Source organism: Phaeobacter sp. S60, assembly GCF_000826845.1.
GTDB classification, from domain to species: Bacteria; Pseudomonadota; Alphaproteobacteria; order Rhodobacterales; family Rhodobacteraceae; genus Phaeobacter; species Phaeobacter piscinae.
The window spans coordinates 39,304-63,458 of sequence record NZ_JSWJ01000021.1 but is presented as its reverse complement, the minus strand read 5'-3'; the positions used below and the strand labels follow the sequence as shown (position 1 = coordinate 63,458).

The 24,155-nt window shown below is 59.5% G+C and carries 25 protein-coding genes; 16 read left to right on the top strand and 9 right to left on the bottom strand.

Annotated features, from left to right (window positions below):
- Positions 1–12: 12 nt before the first annotated feature.
- The 3 genes from OO25_RS18095 to ffh form a co-directional block, all read right to left on the bottom strand.
- Positions 13–633 (bottom strand): GNAT family N-acetyltransferase, encoded by a 621-nt coding sequence (locus OO25_RS18095; protein ID WP_242407070.1) that lies wholly within the window; start codon positions 631–633, stop codon positions 13–15.
- 122 nt (positions 634–755) lie between these two features.
- Positions 756–1,301, bottom strand: a complete 546-nt coding sequence (locus tag OO25_RS18090) for a GNAT family N-acetyltransferase (protein WP_040176160.1) — start codon at positions 1,299–1,301, stop codon at positions 756–758.
- Position 1,302: 1 nt separating this feature from the next.
- A complete protein-coding gene (gene ffh / locus OO25_RS18085; RefSeq protein WP_040181763.1) occupies positions 1,303–2,835 on the bottom strand; it encodes a signal recognition particle protein in 1,533 nt (510 codons plus the stop codon).
- 493 nt (positions 2,836–3,328) lie between these two features.
- Here ffh and OO25_RS18080 point away from each other — a divergent pair, with 493 nt between their 5' ends.
- The 4 genes from OO25_RS18080 (at position 3,329) to OO25_RS18065 (ending at position 7,850) form a co-directional block, all read left to right on the top strand.
- Complete coding sequence (locus tag OO25_RS18080; RefSeq protein WP_040181760.1) at positions 3,329–5,323, top strand: elongation factor G; 1,995 nt, start codon at positions 3,329–3,331, stop codon at positions 5,321–5,323.
- A gap of 109 nt (positions 5,324–5,432) precedes the next feature.
- Positions 5,433–5,960, top strand: coding sequence for a prolyl-tRNA synthetase associated domain-containing protein (locus OO25_RS18075; RefSeq protein WP_040181848.1), 528 nt, complete (start codon positions 5,433–5,435; stop codon positions 5,958–5,960).
- A gap of 106 nt (positions 5,961–6,066) precedes the next feature.
- Positions 6,067–6,945 (top strand): LysR family transcriptional regulator, encoded by an 879-nt coding sequence (locus tag OO25_RS18070; protein ID WP_040181758.1) that lies wholly within the window; start codon positions 6,067–6,069, stop codon positions 6,943–6,945.
- Positions 6,942–7,850, top strand: a complete 909-nt coding sequence (locus tag OO25_RS18065) for a DMT family transporter (RefSeq protein WP_040181756.1) — start codon at positions 6,942–6,944, stop codon at positions 7,848–7,850. Before OO25_RS18070 ends, OO25_RS18065 begins: the two co-directional genes overlap by 4 nt.
- A 6-nt stretch (positions 7,851–7,856) precedes the next feature.
- Here the strand turns inward: OO25_RS18065 and OO25_RS18060 are convergent, their stop codons facing one another.
- A complete protein-coding gene (locus OO25_RS18060) occupies positions 7,857–8,204 on the bottom strand; it encodes a helix-turn-helix transcriptional regulator (RefSeq protein ID WP_040181755.1) in 348 nt (115 codons plus the stop codon).
- Between the two features lie 95 nt (positions 8,205–8,299).
- Between OO25_RS18060 and OO25_RS18055 the strand changes: the two genes are divergently transcribed.
- The 7 genes from OO25_RS18055 to OO25_RS18025 all read left to right on the top strand — a co-directional run bounded on the left by OO25_RS18055 (position 8,300) and on the right by OO25_RS18025 (position 12,987).
- On the top strand, positions 8,300–9,193 hold the full coding sequence (locus tag OO25_RS18055; RefSeq protein WP_040181753.1) for a DMT family transporter: 894 nt from the start codon (positions 8,300–8,302) through the stop codon (positions 9,191–9,193).
- 196 nt (positions 9,194–9,389) lie between these two features.
- Entirely contained in the window at positions 9,390–9,734 is a 345-nt protein-coding gene (locus OO25_RS18050; RefSeq protein ID WP_014876092.1) for an AtpZ/AtpI family protein, read from the top strand.
- Positions 9,735–9,761: 27 nt separating this feature from the next.
- Complete coding sequence (locus OO25_RS18045; protein WP_040176175.1) at positions 9,762–10,565, top strand: F0F1 ATP synthase subunit A; 804 nt, start codon at positions 9,762–9,764, stop codon at positions 10,563–10,565.
- A gap of 57 nt (positions 10,566–10,622) precedes the next feature.
- Positions 10,623–10,847 carry a F0F1 ATP synthase subunit C gene (locus OO25_RS18040; RefSeq protein WP_008562443.1) on the top strand — a complete coding sequence of 75 codons (225 nt, stop codon included), beginning with the start codon at positions 10,623–10,625 and terminating at the stop codon, positions 10,845–10,847.
- Positions 10,848–10,933: 86 nt separating this feature from the next.
- Positions 10,934–11,479: a F0F1 ATP synthase subunit B' gene (locus tag OO25_RS18035; RefSeq protein ID WP_014876090.1), complete on the top strand. Its 546-nt coding sequence runs from the start codon at positions 10,934–10,936 to the stop codon at positions 11,477–11,479.
- Positions 11,480–11,483: 4 nt separating this feature from the next.
- On the top strand, positions 11,484–12,044 hold the full coding sequence (locus OO25_RS18030; RefSeq protein ID WP_024095749.1) for a F0F1 ATP synthase subunit B: 561 nt from the start codon (positions 11,484–11,486) through the stop codon (positions 12,042–12,044).
- A 193-nt stretch (positions 12,045–12,237) separates the two neighbouring features.
- The gene (locus OO25_RS18025; RefSeq protein ID WP_040181752.1) at positions 12,238–12,987 is read left to right on the top strand and encodes an acyltransferase; all 750 of its coding nucleotides are present in this window, start codon (positions 12,238–12,240) and stop codon (positions 12,985–12,987) included.
- A 38-nt stretch (positions 12,988–13,025) separates the two neighbouring features.
- Here the strand turns inward: OO25_RS18025 and OO25_RS18020 are convergent, their stop codons facing one another.
- Positions 13,026–13,796 carry a FadR/GntR family transcriptional regulator gene (locus OO25_RS18020; RefSeq protein WP_040176181.1) on the bottom strand — a complete coding sequence of 257 codons (771 nt, stop codon included), beginning with the start codon at positions 13,794–13,796 and terminating at the stop codon, positions 13,026–13,028.
- A 203-nt stretch (positions 13,797–13,999) separates the two neighbouring features.
- Between OO25_RS18020 and OO25_RS18015 the strand changes: the two genes are divergently transcribed.
- From OO25_RS18015 to OO25_RS18000, 4 genes are all read left to right on the top strand, one after another.
- A complete protein-coding gene (locus OO25_RS18015; protein WP_040181751.1) occupies positions 14,000–14,290 on the top strand; it encodes a hypothetical protein in 291 nt (96 codons plus the stop codon).
- Positions 14,291–14,416: 126 nt separating this feature from the next.
- Positions 14,417–17,872 (top strand): chromosome segregation SMC family protein, encoded by a 3,456-nt coding sequence (locus OO25_RS18010; protein ID WP_040181749.1) that lies wholly within the window; start codon positions 14,417–14,419, stop codon positions 17,870–17,872.
- 58 nt (positions 17,873–17,930) lie between these two features.
- Entirely contained in the window at positions 17,931–18,398 is a 468-nt protein-coding gene (locus OO25_RS18005) for a YbjN domain-containing protein (RefSeq protein WP_040181748.1), read from the top strand.
- A gap of 64 nt (positions 18,399–18,462) precedes the next feature.
- Positions 18,463–18,852 carry a hypothetical protein gene (locus tag OO25_RS18000; RefSeq protein ID WP_040181747.1) on the top strand — a complete coding sequence of 130 codons (390 nt, stop codon included), beginning with the start codon at positions 18,463–18,465 and terminating at the stop codon, positions 18,850–18,852.
- Positions 18,853–18,900: 48 nt separating this feature from the next.
- Here OO25_RS18000 and OO25_RS17995 read toward each other — a convergent pair whose 3' ends face one another.
- From OO25_RS17995 to OO25_RS17980, 4 genes are all read right to left on the bottom strand, one after another.
- Positions 18,901–20,073 (bottom strand): lytic murein transglycosylase, encoded by a 1,173-nt coding sequence (locus OO25_RS17995; protein WP_040181745.1) that lies wholly within the window; start codon positions 20,071–20,073, stop codon positions 18,901–18,903.
- A 39-nt stretch (positions 20,074–20,112) separates the two neighbouring features.
- Entirely contained in the window at positions 20,113–21,024 is a 912-nt protein-coding gene (gene cbiB / locus OO25_RS17990; protein WP_040176001.1) for an adenosylcobinamide-phosphate synthase CbiB, read from the bottom strand.
- On the bottom strand, positions 21,021–21,974 hold the full coding sequence (locus tag OO25_RS17985) for a threonine-phosphate decarboxylase (protein WP_082035360.1): 954 nt from the start codon (positions 21,972–21,974) through the stop codon (positions 21,021–21,023). The genes cbiB and OO25_RS17985 overlap by 4 nt, the downstream gene beginning before the upstream one ends.
- A 431-nt stretch (positions 21,975–22,405) precedes the next feature.
- Positions 22,406–23,380 carry a glutathione S-transferase family protein gene (locus OO25_RS17980; RefSeq protein WP_040181743.1) on the bottom strand — a complete coding sequence of 325 codons (975 nt, stop codon included), beginning with the start codon at positions 23,378–23,380 and terminating at the stop codon, positions 22,406–22,408.
- Positions 23,381–23,706: 326 nt separating this feature from the next.
- Between OO25_RS17980 and OO25_RS17975 the strand changes: the two genes are divergently transcribed.
- Positions 23,707–24,069 (top strand): hypothetical protein, encoded by a 363-nt coding sequence (locus OO25_RS17975; protein ID WP_040181741.1) that lies wholly within the window; start codon positions 23,707–23,709, stop codon positions 24,067–24,069.
- The last annotated feature ends 86 nt before the right edge of the window (positions 24,070–24,155 follow it).

The following is a 24,155-nucleotide window of genomic DNA, read 5'->3' as shown; positions in this document are numbered from 1 at the left end:
AACGGCGACAGATCATTGGAGACGCCCCGTTGTCACAGGCTCGCCCAACACGCGCTGGCGCGGCTGATGCCGCCAGGTTCGCATGTTGTTGGCCGGGGCCAGGCGGAACGACACCAACTGCTCAGGCCGGGCGCCAATGCGCTGTGCCAGAGCAATGGATGCAGCATTGTCTTCCGGAATGAAGGAGGCGATGTTGCTCCAGTTCTTCTCACGAAAGATCCAGTCTAGAACGGCTTCAGCGGCCTCGCTTGCGTAGCCTTTGCCGCGGGCGTCCTCTGTTAGGTGCCAAGAGAGCTCCGGCTCTGGCCAGCCTTTGGGGAACCACGGGCCAATCATGCCGACGGGGCGCCCGGTGCTGCGCTCGACCAGAGCGAACAGCCCGTAGCCGCGCAGATGCCAGTGACCGATGATGGTGGCAATTGACCACCACAGCGCATCCGGATCGTCTGCTGCATCAATAAACCGCGGCGCGCCAATGCGCAGGAAGGCATCATGCGCATCAAAACCGGCTTCCGCAGGGGACACCAGTGTAAGCCTCTGCGTCATGAGGCTGGGGAAACGATAACCCGTATTTGACATTGCCACATCCGTATCGACCCCTGCGGCACAGGCCGCAGCGATCTGTTTATGCATCAAAGACGGTCTGACCATGCCAGATGCCGGAAAATAATGGGTTAAAGCACCGTCCAGGCGTGGCAGAGTCGCCACAGCGGCACCGCTACGGTGGCCTGTGGAGCAGGAAAAGCGGAGATCCATCATGCGTAGGCCTCCATCCCGCCGTCCGCATCAGGTGCGTTGTGGCGGTAGACGAGCGTATCTGCAGACGTTTCGCCTTCGGGCAAAGGTGCCTCAGGATCCTGGGTGCCCCCTAGCCTCTCAGCCACTGAGACCGATTTGTCGTTTTCGGGCGTGATGTAGCTGACAAGGGTGGTAGCGCCCATCTGGGACCACGCCCACTCCAACGCTGCAGATGCTGCTTCGGTGACGTAACCGTTGCCCTCGAAGCCGTTGCAGAGTGTCCAGCCGATCTCCGCTTCGGGGTAATGGGCTGGTTTGTTGATGCCAACTTGGCCAACAAGTGCACCGTCTTCGCTGCGTTCTATTGCCCAGCTGCCGAAACCCAGAAGGGACCAGCTGCCCACCTCAGCGGCAATTGTCTGCCAGCTGTCCTTGAGTGAAAACGGCCCGCCCATATAGCGTGCGCGTTCACTGGCCAGCACATCGTGAAGCGGCGCGAAGTCCGACATCACGTGGTGGCGCAGCGTGAGGCGCGCAGTGGATATGGTGGGCGCAATGGTCATCTTACTTCTTCTTGCCCAGACCGCCGGGCAGGCCCATGCCGCCAAGGCCGGGTAGCCCGCCGGGCATACCGCCCATGCCACCGGGAAGGCCCTTGCCGCCGCCCATGGCTTTGGCCGCTGCTTCCAGCGCTTTTGGATCCATCTGGCTCGGATCCATTCCAGCCATATCGGGCATGCCGCCGCCTTTGCCGAACATGCCAGACATGGCTTGTTTCAGCATCTTGCCTTTGCCCATCTTGCCCATCTTCTTCATGACGTCGGCCATCTGACGGTGCATCTTCATCAGTTTGTTGAGGTCGGAGACCTGCATACCTGACCCTGCTGCAATGCGCTTCTTGCGAGACGCCTGGAGGAGGGCAGGATTGGCGCGTTCTTTCTTGGTCATCGACTGGATCATAGCGATCTGCTGGCGCAGCACCTTGTCATCAAAACCGGATTCTTCGACCTGTTTTGCCATTTTTGCCATGCCGGGCATCATCTGCATCATGCCCTGCATGCCGCCCATCTGGATCATCTGCTCAAGCTGCATCTTCAGGTCATTCATATTGAAATGACCCTTCATCATGCGCTTCATCATGCGCTCGGCCTGTTCGGCCTCAATGGTTTCCTGGGCCTTTTCAACCAGAGCAACGATATCGCCCATGCCGAGAATCCGGCCTGCGATTCGGTCTGGCTCGAAGGTCTCGATGGCGTCCATCTTCTCGCCCAGACCGACAAAGCGGATGGGTTTACCGGTGACCGCGCGCATCGACAGCGCCGCACCACCGCGACCGTCGCCGTCCATCCGGGTCAAAACGACGCCGGAGATACCGATCTTGGCATCGAATTCTTCGGCCACTTCGACCGTGACCTGACCAGTCAACCCGTCAACAACCAGCAGCGTTTCGCGGGGGGAGACGACATCGCGGACGTCCTCGACCTCCTGCATGAGCACTTCGTCGATTTGCAGGCGTCCGGCAGTGTCGAGCATATAGACATCGTAGCCACCCAAGGCGGCCTGCTGTTTGGCGCGCTTGGCGATATCGACAGGTTTCTGACCTGGCACGATCGGCAGCGTGTCGACACCGATCTGGGTGCCAAGTACCGCCAACTGATCCATTGCAGCAGGGCGATACACATCAAGCGACGCCATCAGGACGCGCTTGCCTTCTTTATCTTTCAGACGCTTGGCAAGCTTACCAGTGGTGGTGGTCTTACCAGAACCTTGCAGACCAACCATCAGGATGGGGGCTGGCGGGTTGTCCACTTTCAGCTGGCCTGGATCTTCGTCACCGCGTAGCACATCCACCAGCGCGTCGTGGACGATTTTGACAACCTGCTGTCCCGGCGTGACCGATTTGGTCACCGCCTGGCCTGTGGCCTGCTCTTGTACACGTTTCACAAAATCCCGGGCAACCGGCAGCGAGACATCCGCCTCCAGCAGGGCAACGCGGACTTCGCGCAGGGCAGTTTTGACGTCCTCTTCGGACAGCGCGCCCTGTTTGGTCAGCCGGTCAAAGACACCGGATAGGCGTTCGGATAAATTTTCAAACATGCCTTCGGCCTCCTATGCCGGTTTCAACGTGGGCGCCCCACATGTAGGGAGCAAAGGATCCATGCGCAATCACCCCCACGGGCGTAACACGCTGGTGGAGGGCGATCCCTGGCAAGGGCAGGGACCGGAAGACTGTAGCGGCTCCCGGATTTGGGCCATGCGTTACGCGTTTGGCCGCAATGAGTCAACCCGGACCACTTAGGCCGGGAATAGATGGCCCGCTGCCATGCGTTGAGCGCAACGGTTGACGCAAGGCACTGCGGTGGGGGAGTATCAGACTGCGGGGCACGTCTATACGCGTGCAAGCGCCGTCGCATTGCAGGTGCGTGTACAGCGCCTATGCGATGGCTCTTTGGTAGATGTCAGACATGAACAAAAACATGGGTCAGCCAAGCCCCCACTGCAGAGGCAGCTATTCTCAAGGCATCTGGTGCGGCGTTCCTGTCGTATTCCTTCATCGGGCGGCTTTGCAGCCACAGAAGGATCAAGACAGATGCGTGTGTTTACAGTTATTGGCCCCTCTCATTCCGGCAAGACTGAGCTGGCAAAAGCCTTAGCGACACTTCAGGAGCCAGAGCAGAAGCCGCAGCAGGCCACGGGTGTTGTGGAGTTGAGAGCGTTTCCATTCATGGATGAGGCCTGGGGCGTGATTGATATTGCCGGCGGGGTTGAGAACTTGGCGACGGCGGGGCCGGCGTTGGCAGCCAGCGATGCGGCGGTTGTTTGCGTGTCGGCGGACCCATCTGCCGGGGTTTTGGCCGCGCCTTATCTCAGGATGGTCGAAGAGGCGGGTATTCCCGCCTTTCTTTTTATCAACCGTATGGATCAGGCCGCCGGGCGGGTGGCCGATATCGTCGCCGCGCTGCAAACCTATTGTCGGCACAATATCGTCCTGCGCCAGATACCGATGCGGACCGGGGGGGAGGTGATCGGGGCGGTGGATCTGATCTCAGAACGGGCGTGGAAATATCAGGAGGGGCAGCCCTCAGCCCTGGTGGCTTTTCCGGATAGCATCCATGCCCGCGAACGTCAGGCGCGGGGAGAAATGCTGGAAGCGTTGGCTGACTATGACGACGATCTGCTGGAGCAACTGATCGAAGATCGCAAGCCGCTGACAGAAGCGGTCTATGATGTGGCCACCCGCGTCTTGCAGCATAACGATTTGATCCCGGCGCTTTTGGGGTCTGCGCTTCATCGCAACGGGATCCTGCGTCTGATGAAATCCCTGCGCCATGAGGCCCCCGCGGTTGAGGTCGCAGCACAGCGGTTGGCAGCGGACGGGCAGCCTCTGGCAGTAGGGTGTATCGGAGACCTTGTTAAACATCTCGGCAAGACGGTCGTCGTCCGCGCGCTGAGCCAACCGGTGGGAGCGGGGGCGCAGGTTGGAGGTGGCAATCTTGGAGCGATGACGCAGTTGAGGGGGGAGGGTACGGCTGCGAAAACCGGCGCAAGCGCGCCTGCCGCCGGGCGCGCTGCTGGCAATGGCCGCAACCCATCCCCCTCCGGTTCTGGTGACCTTGCACCGGGGGATATCGCGCAAGTTGTGAAATCGGATCACCTGAGCCTTGGGTACGCCTATCTGGAAAACCGTGCCGCTCAATTGCCGCAGTGGGCCCAACCGCGCCCGTCAAGCTATCAGCGGATCGTCACGCCCGTGCACGATCGCGATGATGTCCGGCTGACCGCAGCGCTGGAGCGCATTGCTGAGATTGATACCGGCATGCAGGTCGAACAGGATGAGATCAGCGGGCACGCGCTGCTGCACCTGCAAGGGCCGCTGCATTTGCGCCGTATCCTAGGGCTGCTAAGCGACTCGTTCGGTATCGAGGTAGGAGATGAACCTGTGCCGCCCGCCCTGCGGGAGACCATCACGCGACCAGTCACAATCCATCATCGCCACCGTAAACAATCTGGCGGAGCTGGTCAGTTTGCCGATGTGGTGTTGAGCATCGCACCGGCCGCGCGCGGGTCGGGTTTTCATTTTACCGATGAGGTCAAAGGCGGTGCGGTGCCAAAGGGCTACATTCCGTCGGTGGAGGCGGGTGCGCGCGAGGCGTTGAAGGCGGGTGCCAGCGGCCATCCTGTTGTCGATGTGCAGGTGACCCTGAAGGATGGCAAGCACCACTCCGTTGACAGTTCTGACTACGCGTTTCGTACGGCGGGCAAATCTGCGGTTCGTGAGGCGCTGGCGGAGGCGGGGTCGGTGGTACTGCAACCCATCATGCGGGTGGAGATCCACGTCCCTTCGGTCTTCACTGGTGGGCTTGTTCCAGTGGTCAGCGGGATGCAGGGGCAAATACTTGGTTTCGCAGCCCACCCCGAGGCCGCAGGCTGGGACGTGTTTGAAACCCTGCTGCCGGTGGCGGTTCAGGACCAGCTCTGTAGCAGCCTTGCCAGCGCAACTCGCGGAACAGCCTGGTTCTCAAGCGGGTTCGATCACTACGAAGAGGCGCGCCGCACATCATCTGCGGCAGGTGGCGGGCGCTGATGAAACGCTGATAAGAAAGCAGGCAGAATAGCGATGTTCCCCCTTGCATGCCCTCGTGTTTCACATTGATCTGCGGGCGATATCATTTGTGCAGATCAATGAGGCCACAGTGGACGCATCATCCCAGTTTCAAGACAGCTTGCCTGTTTCTTCCGACAAACTTTTGGCGCAGCTGGATGCGTGGGGCATTGGCTTCCGGCTGCACAGTCATGTGCCACTGCGCACTGTCGAGGACGCGAAGGCGGTTGAAGCGGGCTTCATGCAGGCAGGGGAGCGCGCGCTGCGGCTTAAGAACCTCTACCTGCGGGACAAGAAAAAACGCAATCATCTGGTCAGCCTTGAGCAGGACCGCGATGTCGATTTGAAAGCGCTGGCGGCTGATCTGGGACTAGGAAAACTGTCATTTGGATCAGCGGAGCGCCTGCTGGAAACCCTGGGTGTGCGCCCTGGCGCTGTCACTCCACTGGCGATGGTCAACGGGGTCAATCAAGATGTGCACTTCTATATGGACAAGGCTGCGCAGCAGGCGGATGTGATCTACATGCATCCGTTGGTGAATGATCGCACCGTTGCCCTGACGCGACAGGCATTTCTGGAGGTGATGGATCGATTGAGCGTTACAATCACCTGGGTCTGAAGTGGCAGGGCATTTTGTGATCACTGCGCAAATTTGAACCTTTCGCTGGCTAGAGCCTGCGGAATGTGCATGGTTGCGGCAAGTAATACGCAGATGAGAGGTGACCATGGAAAACTGGGACGAGGTACGCACCGCCTATCAGGTGGCTCGGATGGGAACCGTGAGCGGCGCCGCCGAGGTTTTGGGCGTCCATCACGCGACAGTCATCCGCCACGTCGATGCAATTGAGGCGCGTCTCGGCGTCAAGCTGTTCCAGCGCCATGCTCGTGGCTACACCCCGACAGATGCCGGCCAAGATCTGCTGCGGGTGGCGCAGGCCACCGATGATCAGTTTGGTCAGCTGGTTGGTCGGCTCAAGGGGCATGGGGATGCGGTATCCGGCGAATTGGTCGTGACCTCGCTGTCCTCGATGTCGACACTGCTGGTGCCCGCGCTCACGGAATTTCAGCGTCAACACCCCGAGTTGGTGATCCGCTTTCTGACCGGTAGCCGCCTGTTTCGGCTGGAGTACGGGGAGGCGCATGTCGCGATCCGCGCCGGATCTCCGCCGGAACAGCCCGACAATGTGGTTCAGCCCTTCATGCGGCAACAACACGGGCTTTACGCCAGTGCCTCATATATTGAACGGTTCGGTCCGCTGAAAGGGCTGGACGATATGTCCAACCATCGGTTCATCTGCAATGACGACATAGATAGCCGGGCGCCTTATTCCCGCTGGCTGCGTGCCCACGCGCCCGAGAGTGCGCTGTCGTTTCGCTGTGTGAACGCCGTCTCAATGCAGGAGGCTCTGCTGGCAGGAGCGGGGATTGGTTTCCTGACCCGCTGGGAAGCGGAGCGGCATCCTGGGTTGACCCAGATGATGGAACCCCTGCCAGAATGGGCGGGCGAATTGTGGCTTGTCACCCATGTTGATCTGCACCGCACAACCAAGGTGCAGAGTTTCCTCAGCTTCCTGAAAGCCGAAGCGAAGGCCTGGACCGCATGACACCGACCTATCGCGGTCATCTCGCAATGCTGGTGTTCTCGGCCTTGGTGGCTGGATCGTTTTCGCTTGGCGCGATGGTGGCCAATGACATCGCTCCCATGGCCCTCAATGCCATTCGGTTTGTGATCGCTGCGGTGGTGATCGGCATTGCGGCACAGCTCACCCATGGCCTGCGGCGCAAAGATTTTGTGGCGCCTTGGCGTTTCCTCGTGCTGGGTGGCCTATTTGCCATCTATTTCGTGCTGATGTTCTACGGATTGCAAACCGCGGCGCCAGTGAGTGCGGCTGCGGTATTTACACTTACACCGGTCCTGAGTGGGGTTTTCGGATGGATCCTGCTACGCCAGATCACGACATGGCGGATGGCGCTGGCGTTGGCGATTGGTGCTGTCGGGGCAATCTGGGTGATTTTTCGCGGCGACCTGTCGGCCATCTGGGCCTTTGAGATTGGTCGTGGAGAGATGATATATTTCTGGGGATGTGTGGCCCACGCCGCCTATACGCCGATGGTGCGCTTGCTGAACCGGGGCGAGCCCGCGGTGGTGTTCACCTTCGGGATGTTGGTCGCGGGCGCAATAATCCTGTTGGTGGTCGGCTGGGGCGACATTCGCGCCACAGATTGGACCGGGCTGTCACCGCTTGTCTGGGTGGTCCTGCTCTATGTCGCGCTGATCGCCAGTGCCGCTACATTTGTTCTGCTACAATATGCGACGCTTCATCTGCCCTCAGCCAAGGTCATGGCCTATACCTATCTGACGCCAAGCTGGGTCATCTTGTGGGAAATTGCGCTGGGCCGTCCGGCCCCTAGTGGCATCGTGGCGCTGGGTGTGGTTTGCACCATCTGGGCACTTTGGTTGCTGCTACAGGAGGGGCGCAGCGCAGTGCCGACTACGCAATCAGGCTAACCCGCCTCACTCGGAGGAGGGATCTGCTGTCGGGCTGCCGAGTTCGGTTTCCAGAAAGCGCTCAAACGCGTCCAGATTGACGGGTTCGAACTGACCAAACCCCTGCATCCAGACGGAGGCGGACCGCATGGCGTCCGGCTGCAGTTTACACCACTTCACGCGGCCACGTTTTTCCTGCGCGATGAGGCCAGCTCGTGTCAGGATCATCAGGTGTTTGGAGATCGCCGCGAGCGACATGTCAAACGGTTCAGCAACATCTGTGACGGCCATGTCGTCCTCCAGCAGCATGGTCAGAATGCTGCGCCGGGTTGGGTCCGCAAGGGCGGCAAATACGGTATCAAGAGGATCGCTCATGCCGACACACCTAAACCGCAAGATGCGGGTCGACAATCCCAAGCCGCTAGCCGCATATCACCGGCAACGACGACAGAGCGCGAAAGAGACACGATATGGCATTGAAATACTGGGCGGCGATCTTTGTACTTGGGATCGGCTGGGGCATGTCCTTCATGTTCAATGCTGTTTTGCTGCGCGAACTGGGACCATTGTCGGTGTCCATGGGGCGGGTTGGCTTTGGTGCGCTGGGATGTTGGATCTATGTCGTGGCAGCGCGTAAGCGGGTGCCGGACCAACCACGGCGTTGGCTGTCGCTGTTTGGTTTTGGTGTCCTGAGCTATGCGGCGCCCTTTGCTTTCTACGCGCTGGGACAGCAGCATATTGCCAGCGGCGTGGCCGGGATCCTCAATGCGTTTACCCCGGCGCTTGCTGTTATGGTGGCGCATTTCTGGCCGGGTGGAGAGCGGGCGACCTGGCAGAAATCACTGGGCGTGGTTTTCGGCTTTCTTGGTATTCTAGTCTTGTCGTGGCCGCTGCTGCATGGCGGACGCCAGTCCGAGGTCTGGGCTGTGCTCGTTACGCTTTGTGCGCCGTTGTGTTACGCGTTTTCGGTCAATATTGCCCGCCAGTTTCGTGACATCGATCCAGTGGTCCTTGTCGCTGTTGCCTTGACCGGGGCCACTGCGGCCATCACGCCGCTGGCGATTTGGGCTGAAGGTCTGCCGGTGATCACTCGATTGGAGACTTGGGGCGCGTTGTTCATCATCGGTTTCATCCTGACGTCCGCAGCTTTCATCCTGTTCTATTGGGTGCTGCCTCGGGTTGGACCGACCAATATCACCTTGCCGACGCTGATCGCGCCGGTTTCCGCCCTGGCGATGGGGGCCTGGATCTTGCAGGAGCCGCTCAAACTGGAGCACCTGACAGGGATGAGCCTGATCCTGATCGGACTGGTGCTGATCGATGGTCGCCTGCTGCGTAAAATTCGGCGTCGACCGGCCCTCTGATAAAATCAACCTTTTGGTTGAATATGGATTTTGACCGGAAAACCGTCGCCTGCTCCTCAGACGTGCAGGAGGTGATGCGGTAGGCTTCAGACATAAATTAATAATTACAATGAGTTGCGCTCGGCGTCGCAGGGCTCTCAGGGTTGTTGACTCTGAGGCGAGGACTCCTTAGCACCGCAACAGAATTCACGTGAGGATGGCGACCGTGTCACAAGAGCCAGACAAGCAGCGCTTGGCGCAGCTAGAGGCCAAGTTGGCAGAGGCGCGTAAGGCCCAAGAGCCCAAGCCGCGCGTGGATGAGCATTATTCGACAGCCAATCAGGCTTGGCGGATGGTGATTGAGTTGGTGGCCGGTCTGATGATCGGCTTTGGTATCGGATACGGGTTGGACCTTCTGCTTGGGACCATACCGATCTTTCTGGTGCTGTTCACGATGCTGGGTCTGGCGGCCGGGGTGAAGACAATGCTCCGCAGCGCGCAAGAGATCCAGGAAAAGAAACTGGCCGAAATGGCCGAACAAGATGCGCAGGACCGGGACTGATCCCCCGGCGACAGGAGAAACGGGACAATGGGCAAACTAATCTTTGGTGCAGCTTTTCTGCTGGTACTTGCGTCTGGGCTGTTCTTTGCCCCCGCTATTCCGGGCCTCCAGATCCATCCGACTGACCAGTTCCTGGTCAAGCCACTGGGTGGCGCAGGTGAGCTGAACTTCTACACTCCGACCAACGTGACCCTCTGGATGGGTCTTGCGATTGTCGCGATCTTCGCGCTGATGGTTCTGGGGTCTGCAAAACGCGCGATTGTCCCCTCGCGCATTCAGTCGGTTGCTGAACTCGCCTATGGCTTCATCTATAAGATGGTCGAAGATGTGACCGGCAAAGACGGTCTGAAGTTTTTCCCCTATATCATGACCCTGTTCATGTTCATCCTGACCGCGAACATGCTGGGCCTGATCCCGGGCAGCTTCACCACCACATCGCATTTTGCCGTGACTGCAGTTCTGGCCATGCTGGTGTTCGTGACCGTGACTGTGACTGGTTTCGTGCTGCACGGGACTAAGTTTCTGGGCCTGTTCTGGGTTGGCTCCGCACCGCTGGCATTGCGCCCGGTGCTCGCGATCATCGAACTGATTTCCTATTTTGTGCGTCCTGTCAGCCACTGCATTCGTCTTGCGGGTAACGTGATGGCGGGCCACGCGGTTCTGAAGGTATTCGCAGGTTTTGCAGGCGCATTGGGCCTGTTCAGCTTCCTGCCGATCTTTGCCATCACCGCGGTTTACGCACTCGAAGTTCTCGTGGCCTTCATTCAGGCCTACGTGTTCACCATTCTGACCTGCGTGTACCTGAAGGACGCGCTGCACCCGTCGCACTAAGACGCGGTCAGGTCCGAACAATAAGATCCTCAACTTCCAATCGTAAGGAGATACACAATGGAAGGCGAACTCGCACACATCGGCGCTGGCCTGGCTGGCATGGGTACTGGTATTGCTGCACTGGGTGTTGGCAACGTTGCTGCTAACTTCCTGGCAGGCGCTCTGCGCAACCCCTCCGCGGCTGCTTCCCAGACCGCAACCCTCTTCATCGGCATCGCATTTGCAGAAGCTCTGGGCATCTTCTCGTTCCTGGTCGCTCTGCTGCTGATGTTCGCCGTCTAAGACCCTTCGGAACCATTTTCCTTACGGCCGGGCGGTGTGGATGACCGCGCCGCCCGGTGTAACGGCAAGTTCCCTAGGAGGACGACATGGCAACTCAGACGCAGGACGCAGGTCACGGTGCCGCAGAGGCCGCCCACGGTTCGGGCGGTATGCCGCAGCTGGACTTCTCGACCTATGCGAACCAGATCTTCTGGCTCGTGGTCACGCTCGTCGTGATCTATTTCATCCTGTCGCGCATCGCGCTGCCCCGCATTGCGGCAGTGTTGGCCGAGCGTCAGGGAACCATTACCAACGACCTCGCCGCGGCTGAAGACCTGAAGGCCAAAGCCGTAGAGGCCGAAACCGCTTATAACCAAGCTCTGGCAGATGCCCGTGCAGAGGCTCAGCGCATCGCTGCTGAAACCCGTGCGGAAATTCAGGCAGATCTGGATGAGGCCATTGCCAAGGCAGACGCACAGATTGCGGCCAAGGCAGCGGAATCAGAAGCCGTCATCGCCGAGATCAAGGCCGGTGCCATCGCCAGCGTCGAAGCCGTCGCTGTTGATACCGCCGCTGAGATCGTCGCCACCTTTGGTGGCAAGGCAGACGAAAAAGCCGTCGCAGCTGCGGTTGCCGACCGGATGAAAGGATAAGAACATGCGCTCTGTACTGGCTCTTGCTCTGACCTTTGGTGCCACCAGCCCCGCATTTGCGGCGTCCGGCCCGTTCCTGTCGATGAGCAACACCGACTTTGTCGTTACGCTCGCGTTCCTGCTGTTCGTCGGCATCCTGCTTTATGCAAAGGTGCCCGGTCTGCTGGGTGGCCAGCTGGACGCCCGCGCCGAAGGCATCAAAAAGGACCTCGAAGAGGCCCGTGCCCTGCGTGAAGAAGCCCAGACCATTCTGGCCTCTTACGAACGCAAGCAGCAGGAAGTTCAGGCGCAGGCTGATCGGATCGTTGCGTCGGCGCGTGAAGATGCTGCGAAAGCAGCTGACCAAGCCAAGGCTGACCTGGAAGTCTCGATTGCGCGTCGCATGACCGCTGCCGAGGAACAGATCACAGCGGCGCAGGACTCCGCGGTGAAAGAAGTGCGCGATCAGGCAATCACCGTTGCAATTGCAGCGGCGGATGCGGTGATTTCGAAACAGATGACAGCGACCGAAGCCAACAAGCTGATCGACGCTGCTATCGCCGACGTGGACGCCAAGCTGCACTAATCTGCTCTTGCATCGACGCTGTTAAAGAACCCGGCCCAAGTGGCCGGGTTTTTTGTATTCAAATGCGTTGCCTGCGATAACCGCGCACATCCTTACTTTCCCTAAAATGGTGGATTGAACGCAGGCTGAGCGATAGAAGAGAGCGCAAGACCCTGCCCGCTGGCGGGGCTTTCGGTTACCAGAGGAGTCACAGATGCGCGCCCATCCGACGGCCATTGTCAGCCCCAAGGCCAAGATCCACCCCAGTGTCGAAATCGGCCCCTTTTCGATCGTTCATGACAACGTCGAAATTGGCGCGGGGACCAACATCGGAAGCAATTGTGAGCTGGGCGTCGCAACCCGTCTGGGGGATGGCTCTCCGTTGCGCATCGGGGAAGAGTCGACGATCCGCTCCCATAGCGTTTTCTACGAAAGCTCAGGCTTCGGTGACGGCCTGGTGACCGGGCATCGGGTCACAGTGCGCGAACTCACCCAGGCTGGGCGCGGGTTTCAGATCGGCACGTTGAGCGATATCCAGGGTCATTGCACTATTGGCGACTACGTGCGGCTGCACAGCAATGTGCACATCGGACAAAAGAGCGTTGTTGAAGACTACGTTTGGATCTTTCCCTACGTCGTGCTGACCAATGATCCGCATCCGCCTAGCGAGGTCTTGCTGGGCGCGCGGATCAAATCATTTTCTGTGATCGCCACGATGACCACTGTTCTGCCGGGAGTCACTGTCGGGGAGGGGGCCCTGGTGGGTGCGTGCAGCGCCGTGACCAAAGATGTTGCAGACCATCGGATCGCAGTCGGAAATCCCGCCGTTGACCGGGGAGATGCCAATCGGGTTCGCTTGAAGGATGGCACTGACCGGGCGGCCTACCCGTGGAAATCCCATTTCCACCGAGGATACCCCGAGGCCGTCGTTGCCGAGTGGATGGCGTCATTGCCCGAGGCCTGATGGGGTTACAGGCTGTTTAAACCTGCGGATGGGCTCTCTCAGGTTTTGCTGATTTCATGCTGCAGACGTTGCTTGGCCACCTCTGCATTGCGCAGGGCGCGCTGATGGTCAGTCAGGGCCTGTTTCACATAGTCCAGATGGGTTTCAACAGCGGCCCGTGCTGCCGAAGGGTCGCGGGCCTGTAGCGCGGCGTTGATGGCGCTGTGCTGGGCCAAGAGGGCATCGCGCGTGGTGTGCTGTTGGAACATAACGCGACGATTATAGAAAACACCTTCACGCAGCAGCTCAAACATCGAGCGCATCATATGCAGCATGACCACATTGTGGCTCGCATCCATGATTGCGGAATGGAACTGGGCGTCGAGCGCGGCTGCCTCTTCTGAGATGGCGGGATCACCAGCCTGCTCCATCTTGTCGAAAATCGTCTGGATCACTTCCAAATCGTAATCGGATCCGTATTTGGCGGCGCGCTCGGCGGCCAGGCCTTCCAAATCTCGGCGAAAGCTGAGGTAGTCGAAAACCGCCTCGTCATGGCTTGCAAACAACTGAACCAAGGCCGGTGAAAACGCAGAGCCAAGCACATCGGCGACAAACACTCCGGCGCCCGCCCGCGAGACCAGTAGACCGCGATCTTGCAATTCGGCCAGCGCATCGCGCAACGAGGGCCGTGAGACCCCCAGACGCTCCGCCAACTCCCGCTCGGCAGGGAGCCGTTCGCCGGGTGTGAGGATGCCGCGCAGGATGAACTGCTCAATCTGGCGCACCACAGACGCAGAGAGTTTTTCGGGCTGTACTTTTTGAAAGGGCATGCTGTCAGTCTTTTGGATGCGCGATTGGTCAAAACATATGACCACGGGGCCAAGGCCATCGCAAGGGGATGTGCGCCCATTCAGCAGACAGCGCGCCTATTCCATGCTAGGTCGAAGGGACGAGCGAAGACACAGTCTCATTCGGCGCAGGGATACAGATGCGTGATTTTTTCAGGCGAGCGGTTCGATTCCGCCCCATTTTTATGTTCCTTCTTGCTGTTCCGCTTACAGCCTGCGATACGGCAAGCCCGCATTTCCGTGGTCAAGCGGTGCAGCGGATCACGGTGGAGGGCAGCGTATTTGAGGTGCGCCTGCGCGGATCACTCGCAGAGGCGGTGCGCGTCAATCCTCAATATGCGCCGCGCCTTGGCCCCATCCGGAAACGCGCGCAACGCGCTATGGAAATGGCAAGCGGCTGCCCGGTGCGCGATGTCCTGGGCGATCAGGCTGTCCTCGTCGGGCGCTTGGACTGCGGGAGCGGCGAAGCCGCGTAATGAAGAGTTATCCACAATATATGGTGGCGATATGACGCTGACCCAGCCGATTTGGGGGGCGGCCACATTGACAGTGGTGTAACAAACCCATGACACTTACATCCCAATGAATCACAGGATATCGGCTTGCGCTTCTCGAAACTCAGACTGAACGGCTTCAAGAGCTTTGTGGACCCAACGGATCTGTTGATCGCAGATGGCCTGACCGGGGTTGTCGGCCCAAACGGCTGTGGCAAATCCAACCTTCTTGAGGCGCTGCGCTGGGTGATGGGCGAAAATCGCCCAAAGGCAATGCGTGGCGGCGGTATGGAAGACGTGATCTTCGCGGGGACCAGTTCCAGGCCAGCCCGCAATTTTGCCGAGGTCAGCCTGCAGATTGACAACAGTGAACGGCTGGCCCCATCTGGTTTCAACGAGAGCGACAATCTGGAAATTCTGCGCCGTATCACCCGTGATGTCGGCAGCGCTTACAAGACCAACGGGAAAGATGTGCGCGCGCGCGATGTGCAGATGCTGTTTGCCGATGCCTCAACTGGCGCGCATTCTCCTGCCCTGGTCCGACAGGGGCAAATTGCTGAGTTGATTAACGCCAAGCCGAAGGCACGGCGGCGTATTCTGGAAGAGGCAGCAGGTATCTCCGGCCTCTACCAGCGGCGGCACGAGGCCGAGCTGAAGCTGAAAAACACCGAACAGAACCTGTTGCGCGTCGACGATGTGATTGAACAGCTCGCAGCACAACTCTCGCAGTTGGCCCGTCAGGCGCGTCAGGCACAGCGGTATCGGGATATCGGTGAACAGCTGCGACGGGCCGAGGGCATGTTGCTCTATCGCCGCTGGCGGGAGGCGGACGACGCGCGGCTGGAAGCTGAAGATATCCTGCGCAGCCGCGAGACCCAGGCGGCCAAGGCAGAGGCGCTGGCCCGTGTTGCCGACGGCAAGCGGCTGGAGGCTGAGAGCGCACTGCCTCCTCTGCGCGAAGAGGAGGCCATTGCTGCCGCGGTGCTGCAACGGTTGTTTGTGCAGCGCGATGCGCTGAGTGATCAGGAGGCGCAGGCGCGTCAGACCATCGAAACGCTGACTAACCGCGTGGCGCAGCTGGGCCGTGATATTGAGCGCGAAAGCGGGCTGAACCGGGATGCCGGCGAAACGATTGAACGGCTGGACTGGGAACAGCGTGAACTGGCGCGGGCCGCCATCGGTCACGATGATCGTATGGCTGAGGCTGCCGAGCGGTCGCGAGAAGCAGTCTCGGTGCTTCAGGCCCGCGAAGAACATCTGACAAGCCTGACAGAGGATGTGGCGCGGCTTGCGGCGCGCCATCAATCAGCGCAGCGTCAGGTCGAGGATTGCCGCCGTGCTTTGCTTCGTGCCGAGGAGGACGGGGGCAGCTCCCGCGACGCGATGGCCGAGGCCCGCGATACGCTGGCTCAGGCAGAGGCCGCGTTTGAAGCCGCGGTCGAGGCCGAGGAGGAAGCGCGCGCTGCTGCTGAGCTCGCGGATGAGGCGCTGGCCGCGGCTGATGAGGCGCGCAATGATACCCAATCGCGCGAGGCTGAGGCCCGCGCCCGCCGCTCTGAGGCGGAGGGCGAATTGGGTGCACTGCGGGCGGAGGTGACGGCGCTTGCGAAGCTTGTGGAGCGCGATACCGCCGAGGGCGGCCATGTTCTGGACGAGATGCGCGTTGCAGCGGGATACGAGAAAGCGCTTGGCGCGGCTCTTGCCGATGACCTGCGTGCGCCCCTGGCGGAGGTTGATGGGCCGAGCGGTTGGGTCACTTTGCCACCATATGACGGAGATGCGCCGCTACCAGCGGGTGCGGTGCCGCTCTCACTGCATGTCAGTTGCCCTGATGCTCTGCATCGTCGGATTTCTCAGGTTGGCCTTGTCGATGGGGATGCCGCGCGTGATCTGCATTCGCGGCTGATGCCAGGGCAGCGTCTGGTTACTCTGGAAGGCGATCTGTGGCGCTGGGATGGGTTCCGGGCTTGGGCTGAGGATGCGCCAAGTGCAGCGGCGTTGCGGCTGGAGCAGATGAACCGCCTTGAAACGCTGAAACAGGATATGGAGCATGTCGGCGCGCGCGCGGATGGGGCCAAGGCTGCGCATGAGGTTCTGATGCGCAAGCTGGCGGAGGTCACCACCGCAGATCAGGCTGCGCGTCAGGCGCGCCGGGTTGCCGATCAACGCGTTGCCGATGCGGCGCGCGCGCTGAGCCGGGCTGAAAGCCATCGCAATCTGTCCGAAGGCAAGCTGGAAACTCTTGGCATCGCGGTTGCCCGACATGAAGAGGACGCCGCCGCTGCGCAGGCACAGCTGACGGAAGCGGAAACCGCTGTCGAAGGGCTGGAAGACCTCGCTGAGGCGCGTGCCAAGGTAGAGGATGTAAAGCAGGCGGTGGAAGCGGCTCGGATCACCATGCTGACCCATCGGTCGACGCAGGATGAGCTGCGGCGTGAGGGAGAGGCCCGCACCGCACGTGGGCAGCAGGTCACCAAGGATCTCTCCGGGTGGCGCCACCGGCTGGAAAGCGCAGACAGGCGGATTGCCGAGTTGACGGAACGGCGTGCCGCAACCGAGGAAGAGCTGCAAGAAGCACATGCGGTGCCTGCCGAGATTGCGGAAACCCACGAGGAACTGAACCTTGCCATTGAAGAGGCAGAAGCGCGCAAAGCGGTTGCCTCAGATGCACTGATTGGTGCCGAATCCGTCCTGCGCGATGCCGTTCAAAACGAGCGTGAATGCGCTCGACTGGCCTCTGAGGCGCGCGAGGCACGGGCCCGGTCAGAGGCGCGTTGTGACGCAGCCCGCGAAGCCGTTGGTCATGCCGAGGCGCGTATTCGCGAAGAACAACAGACGGTACCTGACGATCTGTTGGCCAGCCTTAATGCCACACCTGAAGACATGCCGAACGCGGAGGAGCTGGAGGCAGAGGTCAACCGTCATAAGCGTCAGCGCGACGCGCTGGGAGCGGTCAATCTGCGCGCAGAAGAAGATGCGCGCGCGGTCCAGGACGAGCACGACCAATTGGTGCGCGAGAAGGCAGATCTGGAAGAGGCCGTGAAGACACTAAGGGCGGGTATCGCCAGCCTCAACCGCGAAGGCCGCGAACGGTTGTTGACCGCGTTTGAGGAGGTGAATGCGAGCTTTACCATGCTGTTCACCCACCTCTTCGGCGGCGGGGAGGCCAATCTGGTCATGGTTGAAAGTGATGATCCGCTGGATGCCGGGCTTGAAATCATGTGCCAGCCGCCGGGCAAGAAACTCTCGACGCTGTCACTGCTGTCAGGAGGCGAACAGACATTGACGGCCATGGCCCTGATTTTCGCGGTGTTTCTGTCCAATCCGGCGCCAATCTGTGTGCTGGACGAGGTGGACGCGCCGCTGGACGATGCCAATGTGACTCGCTTCTGCGATTTGCTGGACGAGATGTGCCGCCAAACCGACACGCGCTTTCTTATTATCACGCACCATGCGGTGACGATGGCACGGATGGACCGGCTATTCGGGGTCACGATGCAGGAAAAAGGTGTCAGCCAACTGGTGTCCGTGGACCTCAAGAAAGCCGAGGCGCTGGTCGCCTGACCCCTTGTTCCAATGCGGCGCAGGTTCTATCGTCGGCGCGCCAATGACAGGATTTACAATGAAATTTCTTTCTCTACTGACCGCCGCTGCCCTGTTTGTCCTCCCGGGCCTTGGGCATGCTGAAAACATTCTGGCCAAGGATGCGACCTCCCTCGCGCGTTTCTTCGAGACCGAAGGCGTTGAATTTGAGGTCACCACCGATGATGTCGGCGACCCAAAGCTGAAGGTCGACTACTACGGCAATGATTTCTCAATCTATTTCTACGGCTGCGAAAACAACAAGAACTGTGATGCGATCCAGTTCTTCTCCGGTTATCAGACAGATGGCGGCGTGCGTGTGGTCAAGATCAATGAGTGGAACACCGAAAACCGTTTTGGTCGGGCCTATATTTCGGACGAAGGGTCCGCTCGGGTCGAATTGGATGTGTATCTGGGGGACACCGGCATGAATCCCGACGATTTTGCTGAGCTGCTGGGCTACTGGTCGCGGATCGTTCAGGATTTCGAGGAATTCATCAACTGGTGATCGCGTCTGCCCTGTCACCGAAATGTGAGGTGGGGCTGGGAGAGAATTTCGCTAGGCTGGCAGCATGAGACACCACTTGCTGCTGGTCTTTTTTGTACTTCTCGGATCAATCCAAGTGCCACGTAATGTATTGGCGCAGGATGGGGCAATGCGGGCGGGTGATCAGCCCTACGACGAAGAGGCGCTTGCGGCGCTGCCGGGGCAATCTTTTGTTTTTTATGATGATGGGGAGGCGCTGTTCGGGGACGACGGAGCCTATTCCTACACTTATTCAGCGGCAAATGGCGGTGGCACTGCATGGGGCAGCTATCGTGTCGCGCAGGATGGTCAGGTCTGTGTGACTTTCGTCAATGGTATGTCCCGTTGCGATCAATATGTGACCAACCGGGATCGCACTGTGGTCATTACCTCTGAGGGGCAGAGGTTTCCGGTACGATCATCGCAAATTCCCTGAGACACAATCCTGCGGAAACCGCCCCCGGGGGCGATTTCCTCCAATAGATCAGAGACGCGACAACAGCGCTGGTGTTGGCCAGGCGTCAGCGGGGAGGCCAAGGCGTTTTTGTTCTTTTTGGACAGCAACACGTGTCTTGGCACCCAGGATCCCATCAACATCACCGACGTCATGACCGCGTGCCTGAAGCTTGCGCTGCAACTGTTCCATTTGTTTTGCCGCAAGGCCGGTGTCTGGATTGCCTGCATCGTAGCTCGCAGCGCCCGACAACCGGGTCGCAAAATATGCGGCAGTCAGCACATAGGTAAAGCTCTGGTTCCATTCGAAATAGACGTCGAAATTGGGGTAGGCGAGGAAGGCAGGCCCCTTATGCCCCTGCGGCAGGATCAGCGCGGCCTTTGTGTCATGCTCCGCTAGTCGACCCGCACGAGGGCTTACGCCCAGTGTTTGCCAGTCAGCAACTGTTCTCTTGTGGTGAACACCGCTAAGGCTCAGGTCGAGATCGGCAGGGATCGTCACCTCCTGCAACCAAGGCTCATTCGGGCGCCATCCCAGATGAGAGAGCATCTTTGCGCCGGACATCAATGCATCTGGGGCGGACGTCTTGAGGCTGACATGGCCGTCACCATCGGCATCAACACCGTTTTCCAGAATATCGCCGGGCAGCATCTGGACCATGCCGATTTCACCGGCCCAGGCGCCGGTGGTGCGGCGCGGATCAAAATTGTCCTGACGGAACAATTCCAGTGCGGCAAAGACCTGCGGACGGAACAACTCGGGCCGACGGCAATCATGGGCCAGGGTCACCAGCGCATTCAACGTGTTGAAATTTCCCTGCACGGTGCCGTAGTCGGTTTCAAAGGCCCAGAACGCGAGCAAAACGCTGCGATCAATGCCATAGGTCGTCTCTATCCTGCGGAATGTTGCGTCGTATTTACGCGACATCGCTTGACCACGGTCCAGGCGGCTCTTGGAGATCAACCTGCGCGAAAACTCGATAAAGGGTTTCTGGAACACGCCCTGCGCGCGGTCGGCCTTTAGGACTGCGGGATCTTGGCGCACGTTCTCAAAGAAACGATTGACCGTGGCGCTGTCATAGCCCCCCGTCAGCGCCTCTTCCTTCATCAGCTGAACGAAATTGCGAAACCCGCCACCACATTGCGCATGGGCCTGAAGCGGAAGCAGAAATGAGACAAGGGCGAGAATGCTTGGGCGCAACACAGGTAGCGTGTCCTTTTTGAGAGTGCTGCCCCTTGTTAGCTACAACAGCGCGGCAATGGCAACCGTTAGCGCAAGCCCGAAGGCCCAAGAAGCCCATAGAAGGTGTATGCAGCGCATGATGCTGTGGGCGCTGGCGCTTTTGGAGCCACTGGCGTTGACCCAGGCGAAGTCCTGCAGTTTCCCATCGTAGGATCGCGGACCGGCGAGCGCGATCCGCATCGCGCGCGCCATTGCGGCCTCGGGCCAGCCAGCATTCGGGGAGCGGTGGCAGCGAGCATCCTGAGTAATGTCAGGCCAGCTACGCAAGACCAAGCCAACGGTGGCAATCATCAATGCGGATAGGCGCGCCGGGATTAGGTTCAGCAGGTCATCCAACCTGGCAGCCGCCCAGCCAAATTCTCTGTGACGCGGCGTTCTGTAACCGATCATGCTGTCTGCTGTATTGGTGATCTTATAGATCATCAGGCCCGGGAGGCCGCCGATCAGAAACCAGAACGCAGGGGCGACTACGCCATCGGAAAAGTTCTCTGCCCCGCTTTCGATGGCAGAACGTGCGACCTGCGGCGTGGTCATACCAGAGGTGTCTCGGCTGACAATCAACGCAACCGCCTTGCGGCCTTTTGTCAGATCAAGACGCAGACCATCGGCCACGGCCTCTATGTGGTCGCAGAGCGACCGCTGCGCCAGCAAAATGGCCGCGACCAAGATTTGAACCAAGGGGCCGAACAGAGTCAGCAGCCAGCCAAGCCAGCCCGCTGATACTACAAGAAGCGTTATAGCCAGAACGCCACGCGCTTTGCGGTGCTTTGCGGTGTTCAGCGTCTGATCGACGAGGGACACGGCACGCCCCATCAGAACTGCGGGATGGGGCAACCGTGACCAGAGCCAGCGCGGCTCCCCAAAAATGGCATCCAGCAGCAGCGCCGGGATCAACAGGGCGGCAGTGGTCACAGAGCGGCCTCAAGCCGTGCCCAACCTTCACCCGTCGGCAGACCAAGCCGCAGATAGGTTTTAGAGTATGGGAAAATACGAGTCCAAATTTGAGCGCCGGCGAGCCGGGCCTGCCATGCAGCGGCATCGTCCACTTCATACAGGCGGAATAGATCGGTGCCGCCGACCAGTTTCGCTCCCTTTTCGGTCACTATCTTGTCCAGCCGTTTTGCATCCTGCTGCAACCGCGCCCGCGTGGTGTTTGCCCAGTCCACATCCTGTAGCGCTTGCGCGCCGATACGCAGGGCCGGACCGGAGACAGCCCATGGCCCCTGCCATGCGGCAAGATCGCCTATCAGACATGGATCGCCGATGGCAAATCCCAGCCTCAGCCCTGCGAGGCCCCAGAACTTGCCAAAACTTTTGAGGATGACAACGCCGGGGCGCTCGGCCAGGTGCATCAGACTCTCTGCAGGGCAGACGTCACAGAAGCTCTCATCGATCACGACCAGAGGGGCCTGCACATCTCCGGCGTCCCAGCGGCGGCCATCTGGGTTGTTTGGGTGAACCAGCACGCAGGCCTCTGCCGGGCCGGAAGTGACCGTCTGCCACCCGCGAGCAGTGAACGCGGCGGCGTGTTCGTTGTAGGTCGGTGGCGTTATCTGTACCCAGCGCGGATCTGCCAAGGCCGGAATTGCCGCGATCAGTGCCGAAGCCCCTGGCGCTGCCAGAATTGCCGCTTCTTTTGGTACTTGCCAGAAACTGCGCGCAGCAGTGATCAATCCGTTCAGCGCGGCTTGATCGGGCAGAGCACCCCAGTCTGCGACGGTCAGATCAGCCACCGGGTAGGGCACGGGATTGATCCCGGTCGAGATATCGATCCAGTCGCTGGCTACACCACCATATTCGGAAATTGCGGCGCTGAGGTTGCCGCCGTGGTCCCGCTGGGGGGCCTCTGTCAGATCCAGCATGCCAGTCATCTTGGGCCTTAAACAATGAACTAGAACCGAGGGCCACGCCATATGCTGACCCAGTACTGCCGTATGGAACAGCAGTCACGAGAAAGCAACCATAGCTCCTCGTGATCAACAACTCGCTAATTCCCGCGAGCCTCATGTTGAAGAAACATCTTATGGATGCAATTCGAGGAAGTCAGTATTGGGTGTTCTGCCCAAGTTGATGTGGTTCAGGAATAGAGCAATTGCTGAAGTTTTATTGATTCGAGCGCCTGTGCTTTCCCTATCAGAGTTGGTCGCAAGGGGGCTTCAGGCCAACACTTACAGCGCGTCAGGCGACAATCGCGTCGGACGCGACGGATTGTCGCTGCGGATATGGCGTACCTCGAATGCGTGAACGACCTGATGGCCAACCGGTCACTTTCTTTGGAGGTGGCTACCGAATTTCAGTCACGATGGTGTGGGGCCATCCAGTCGATACGCGGATTGGTTGGTATGATCCGATGAGGATTGATGGTGTCGTGACTGTAGTGATAGTGGCGCACGATATGTTCCCTCCCGACGGTGTCTGACACTCCCGGCCATTGATAAAGCGCACGCGTGTAGGCCCAGAGATGTGGATAATCGATCAAACGTCGACGGTTACACTTAAAATGCAGATGGTAGACAGGATCGAAGCGGACCAATGTGGTAAACAACCGCCAGTCCGCCTCAGTCAGCCTGTCACCCAGAAGGAAGCGGTGCTCTGACAGGATATCTTCCAGCCAGTCCAATGTGTCAAACAAAGGGTCGATCGCGGCATCATACGCTTCCTGTGTGGTGGCAAAACCGCATTTGTAGACACCATTGTTCAAGGTGGAATAGACCCGGCTGTTCACGGCCTCAATCGGTTCTCGCAATTCCTCCGGCCAATAGTCGTCGTGGTTGCCGGTGATCTCGTCAAAGGCGCTGTTGAACATGCGAATGATGTCGGCGCTTTCGTTTGAGACGATGGTATTTTCCTTTTTATCCCAAAGAACTGGAACCGTGACCCGGCCAGAGTATTGCGGGTCGGCGCGGGTGTATATCTGGTGCACATGGTCATATCCGAACAGGTGGTCCCCGGTGGCGCCATGGTGGTCCTTTTCAAAGCTCCAGCCCTTGTCCAGCATGTCCGGGTGGACAACGGAAACGGTGATGTGATCGGTCAGCGCTTTTAGCTGACGGAAGATGAGTGTGCGATGCGCCCAAGGGCAGGCCAGCGAAACATAGAGATGGTAGCGTCCGCTTTCGGCGGCAAAGCCACCTTCGCCGGATGGTCCTGCCTGTCCATCTTTGGTGACCCAGTTCCGAAACTGCGCCTGCGAGCGTTTGAACGCACCACCGGATGACGCAGTGTCGTACCATTGGTCGTGCCAGACGCCATCAATCAAGAGGCCCATCGAAAACTCCTATGCGCTGTGAATACATACTGTTCGCTGTAACCTAGGCGGCGTAGACGCCTGCGCCCATGGCCGTCGGCGCGCAGCTTCCCTGCGCCAACGCACAGGTGGCGGGCCTGCGACGCGACGGGGAAATATCGGCGGTTTACTCAGGTGTATCTAAAGTGGTGCTGCGGCCAACGCGTGGAAATGACTCAAAAAGTTCACTTGATTTTATCCTTTGTGCGTTCACACTTGTAAGGAACAGGGCAAAATGCCCACCTGCTCTGGCAGTCAGTCGCGCGGCGGCCGATGTCGGAGTGGTATCAGATCGAGAGGTCACGGCCATGACGACATTTGTTCCCCAATCGGTACAGGACGCGCTGGATGCCGCGCGGCTGGATGGTATGAAAAACAAGAGCCGCCTGCGGGTGGCTGCCGGTGATCATGTCTTTCCCGTGCTGCGCATGTGGAAAGATGGATTTTCGGTAGAGGCGGCAGATGCCCCGCAGCTGCGCGGGCTGATCGACCTCTACGATGGAACCCGCCATCTTTCGCAGTGTCTGATCGTGGCTTCGGATGAAGAAGCGGGTGAAATGCGCTATGAGTTCAAGCGTGCGACGCCGGCGGCGGATCAGGCCCCACTGGATTTCTACCGCGCACCAGATGCGCCTGTTGCACTGATCGCACGGGACGATATGCGGCTGTAAGCATGGCTGGGCCTTGGCGCTGACCTGACAAACTAAATAAACCAGTGAAATAATTCGAAAGGGGACCACGACTACGTGATCCCCTT

Bases quoted from the DNA above. Each gene is read 5' to 3' on its own strand.
- OO25_RS18095 (WP_242407070.1), bottom strand. From the start codon at position 633: ATGCATAAACAGATCGCTGCGGCCTGTGCCGCAGGGGTCGATACGGAT.
- OO25_RS18090 (WP_040176160.1), bottom strand. From the start codon at position 1,301: ATGACCATTGCGCCCACCATATCCACTGCGCGCCTCACGCTGCGCCAC.
- ffh (WP_040181763.1), bottom strand. From the start codon at position 2,835: ATGTTTGAAAATTTATCCGAACGCCTATCCGGTGTCTTTGACCGGCTG.
- OO25_RS18080 (WP_040181760.1), top strand. From the start codon at position 3,329: ATGCGTGTGTTTACAGTTATTGGCCCCTCTCATTCCGGCAAGACTGAG.
- OO25_RS18070 (WP_040181758.1), top strand. From the start codon at position 6,067: ATGGAAAACTGGGACGAGGTACGCACCGCCTATCAGGTGGCTCGGATG.
- OO25_RS18065 (WP_040181756.1), top strand. From the start codon at position 6,942: ATGACACCGACCTATCGCGGTCATCTCGCAATGCTGGTGTTCTCGGCC.
- OO25_RS18060 (WP_040181755.1), bottom strand. From the start codon at position 8,204: ATGAGCGATCCTCTTGATACCGTATTTGCCGCCCTTGCGGACCCAACC.
- OO25_RS18055 (WP_040181753.1), top strand. From the start codon at position 8,300: ATGGCATTGAAATACTGGGCGGCGATCTTTGTACTTGGGATCGGCTGG.
- OO25_RS18050 (WP_014876092.1), top strand. From the start codon at position 9,390: ATGGCGACCGTGTCACAAGAGCCAGACAAGCAGCGCTTGGCGCAGCTA.
- OO25_RS18045 (WP_040176175.1), top strand. From the start codon at position 9,762: ATGGGCAAACTAATCTTTGGTGCAGCTTTTCTGCTGGTACTTGCGTCT.
- OO25_RS18040 (WP_008562443.1), top strand. From the start codon at position 10,623: ATGGAAGGCGAACTCGCACACATCGGCGCTGGCCTGGCTGGCATGGGT.
- OO25_RS18035 (WP_014876090.1), top strand. From the start codon at position 10,934: ATGGCAACTCAGACGCAGGACGCAGGTCACGGTGCCGCAGAGGCCGCC.
- OO25_RS18030 (WP_024095749.1), top strand. From the start codon at position 11,484: ATGCGCTCTGTACTGGCTCTTGCTCTGACCTTTGGTGCCACCAGCCCC.
- OO25_RS18025 (WP_040181752.1), top strand. From the start codon at position 12,238: ATGCGCGCCCATCCGACGGCCATTGTCAGCCCCAAGGCCAAGATCCAC.
- OO25_RS18020 (WP_040176181.1), bottom strand. From the start codon at position 13,796: ATGCCCTTTCAAAAAGTACAGCCCGAAAAACTCTCTGCGTCTGTGGTG.
- OO25_RS18015 (WP_040181751.1), top strand. From the start codon at position 14,000: ATGTTCCTTCTTGCTGTTCCGCTTACAGCCTGCGATACGGCAAGCCCG.
- OO25_RS18005 (WP_040181748.1), top strand. From the start codon at position 17,931: ATGAAATTTCTTTCTCTACTGACCGCCGCTGCCCTGTTTGTCCTCCCG.
- OO25_RS18000 (WP_040181747.1), top strand. From the start codon at position 18,463: ATGAGACACCACTTGCTGCTGGTCTTTTTTGTACTTCTCGGATCAATC.
- OO25_RS17985 (WP_082035360.1), bottom strand. From the start codon at position 21,974: ATGCTGGATCTGACAGAGGCCCCCCAGCGGGACCACGGCGGCAACCTC.
- OO25_RS17980 (WP_040181743.1), bottom strand. From the start codon at position 23,380: ATGGGCCTCTTGATTGATGGCGTCTGGCACGACCAATGGTACGACACT.
- OO25_RS17975 (WP_040181741.1), top strand. From the start codon at position 23,707: ATGACGACATTTGTTCCCCAATCGGTACAGGACGCGCTGGATGCCGCG.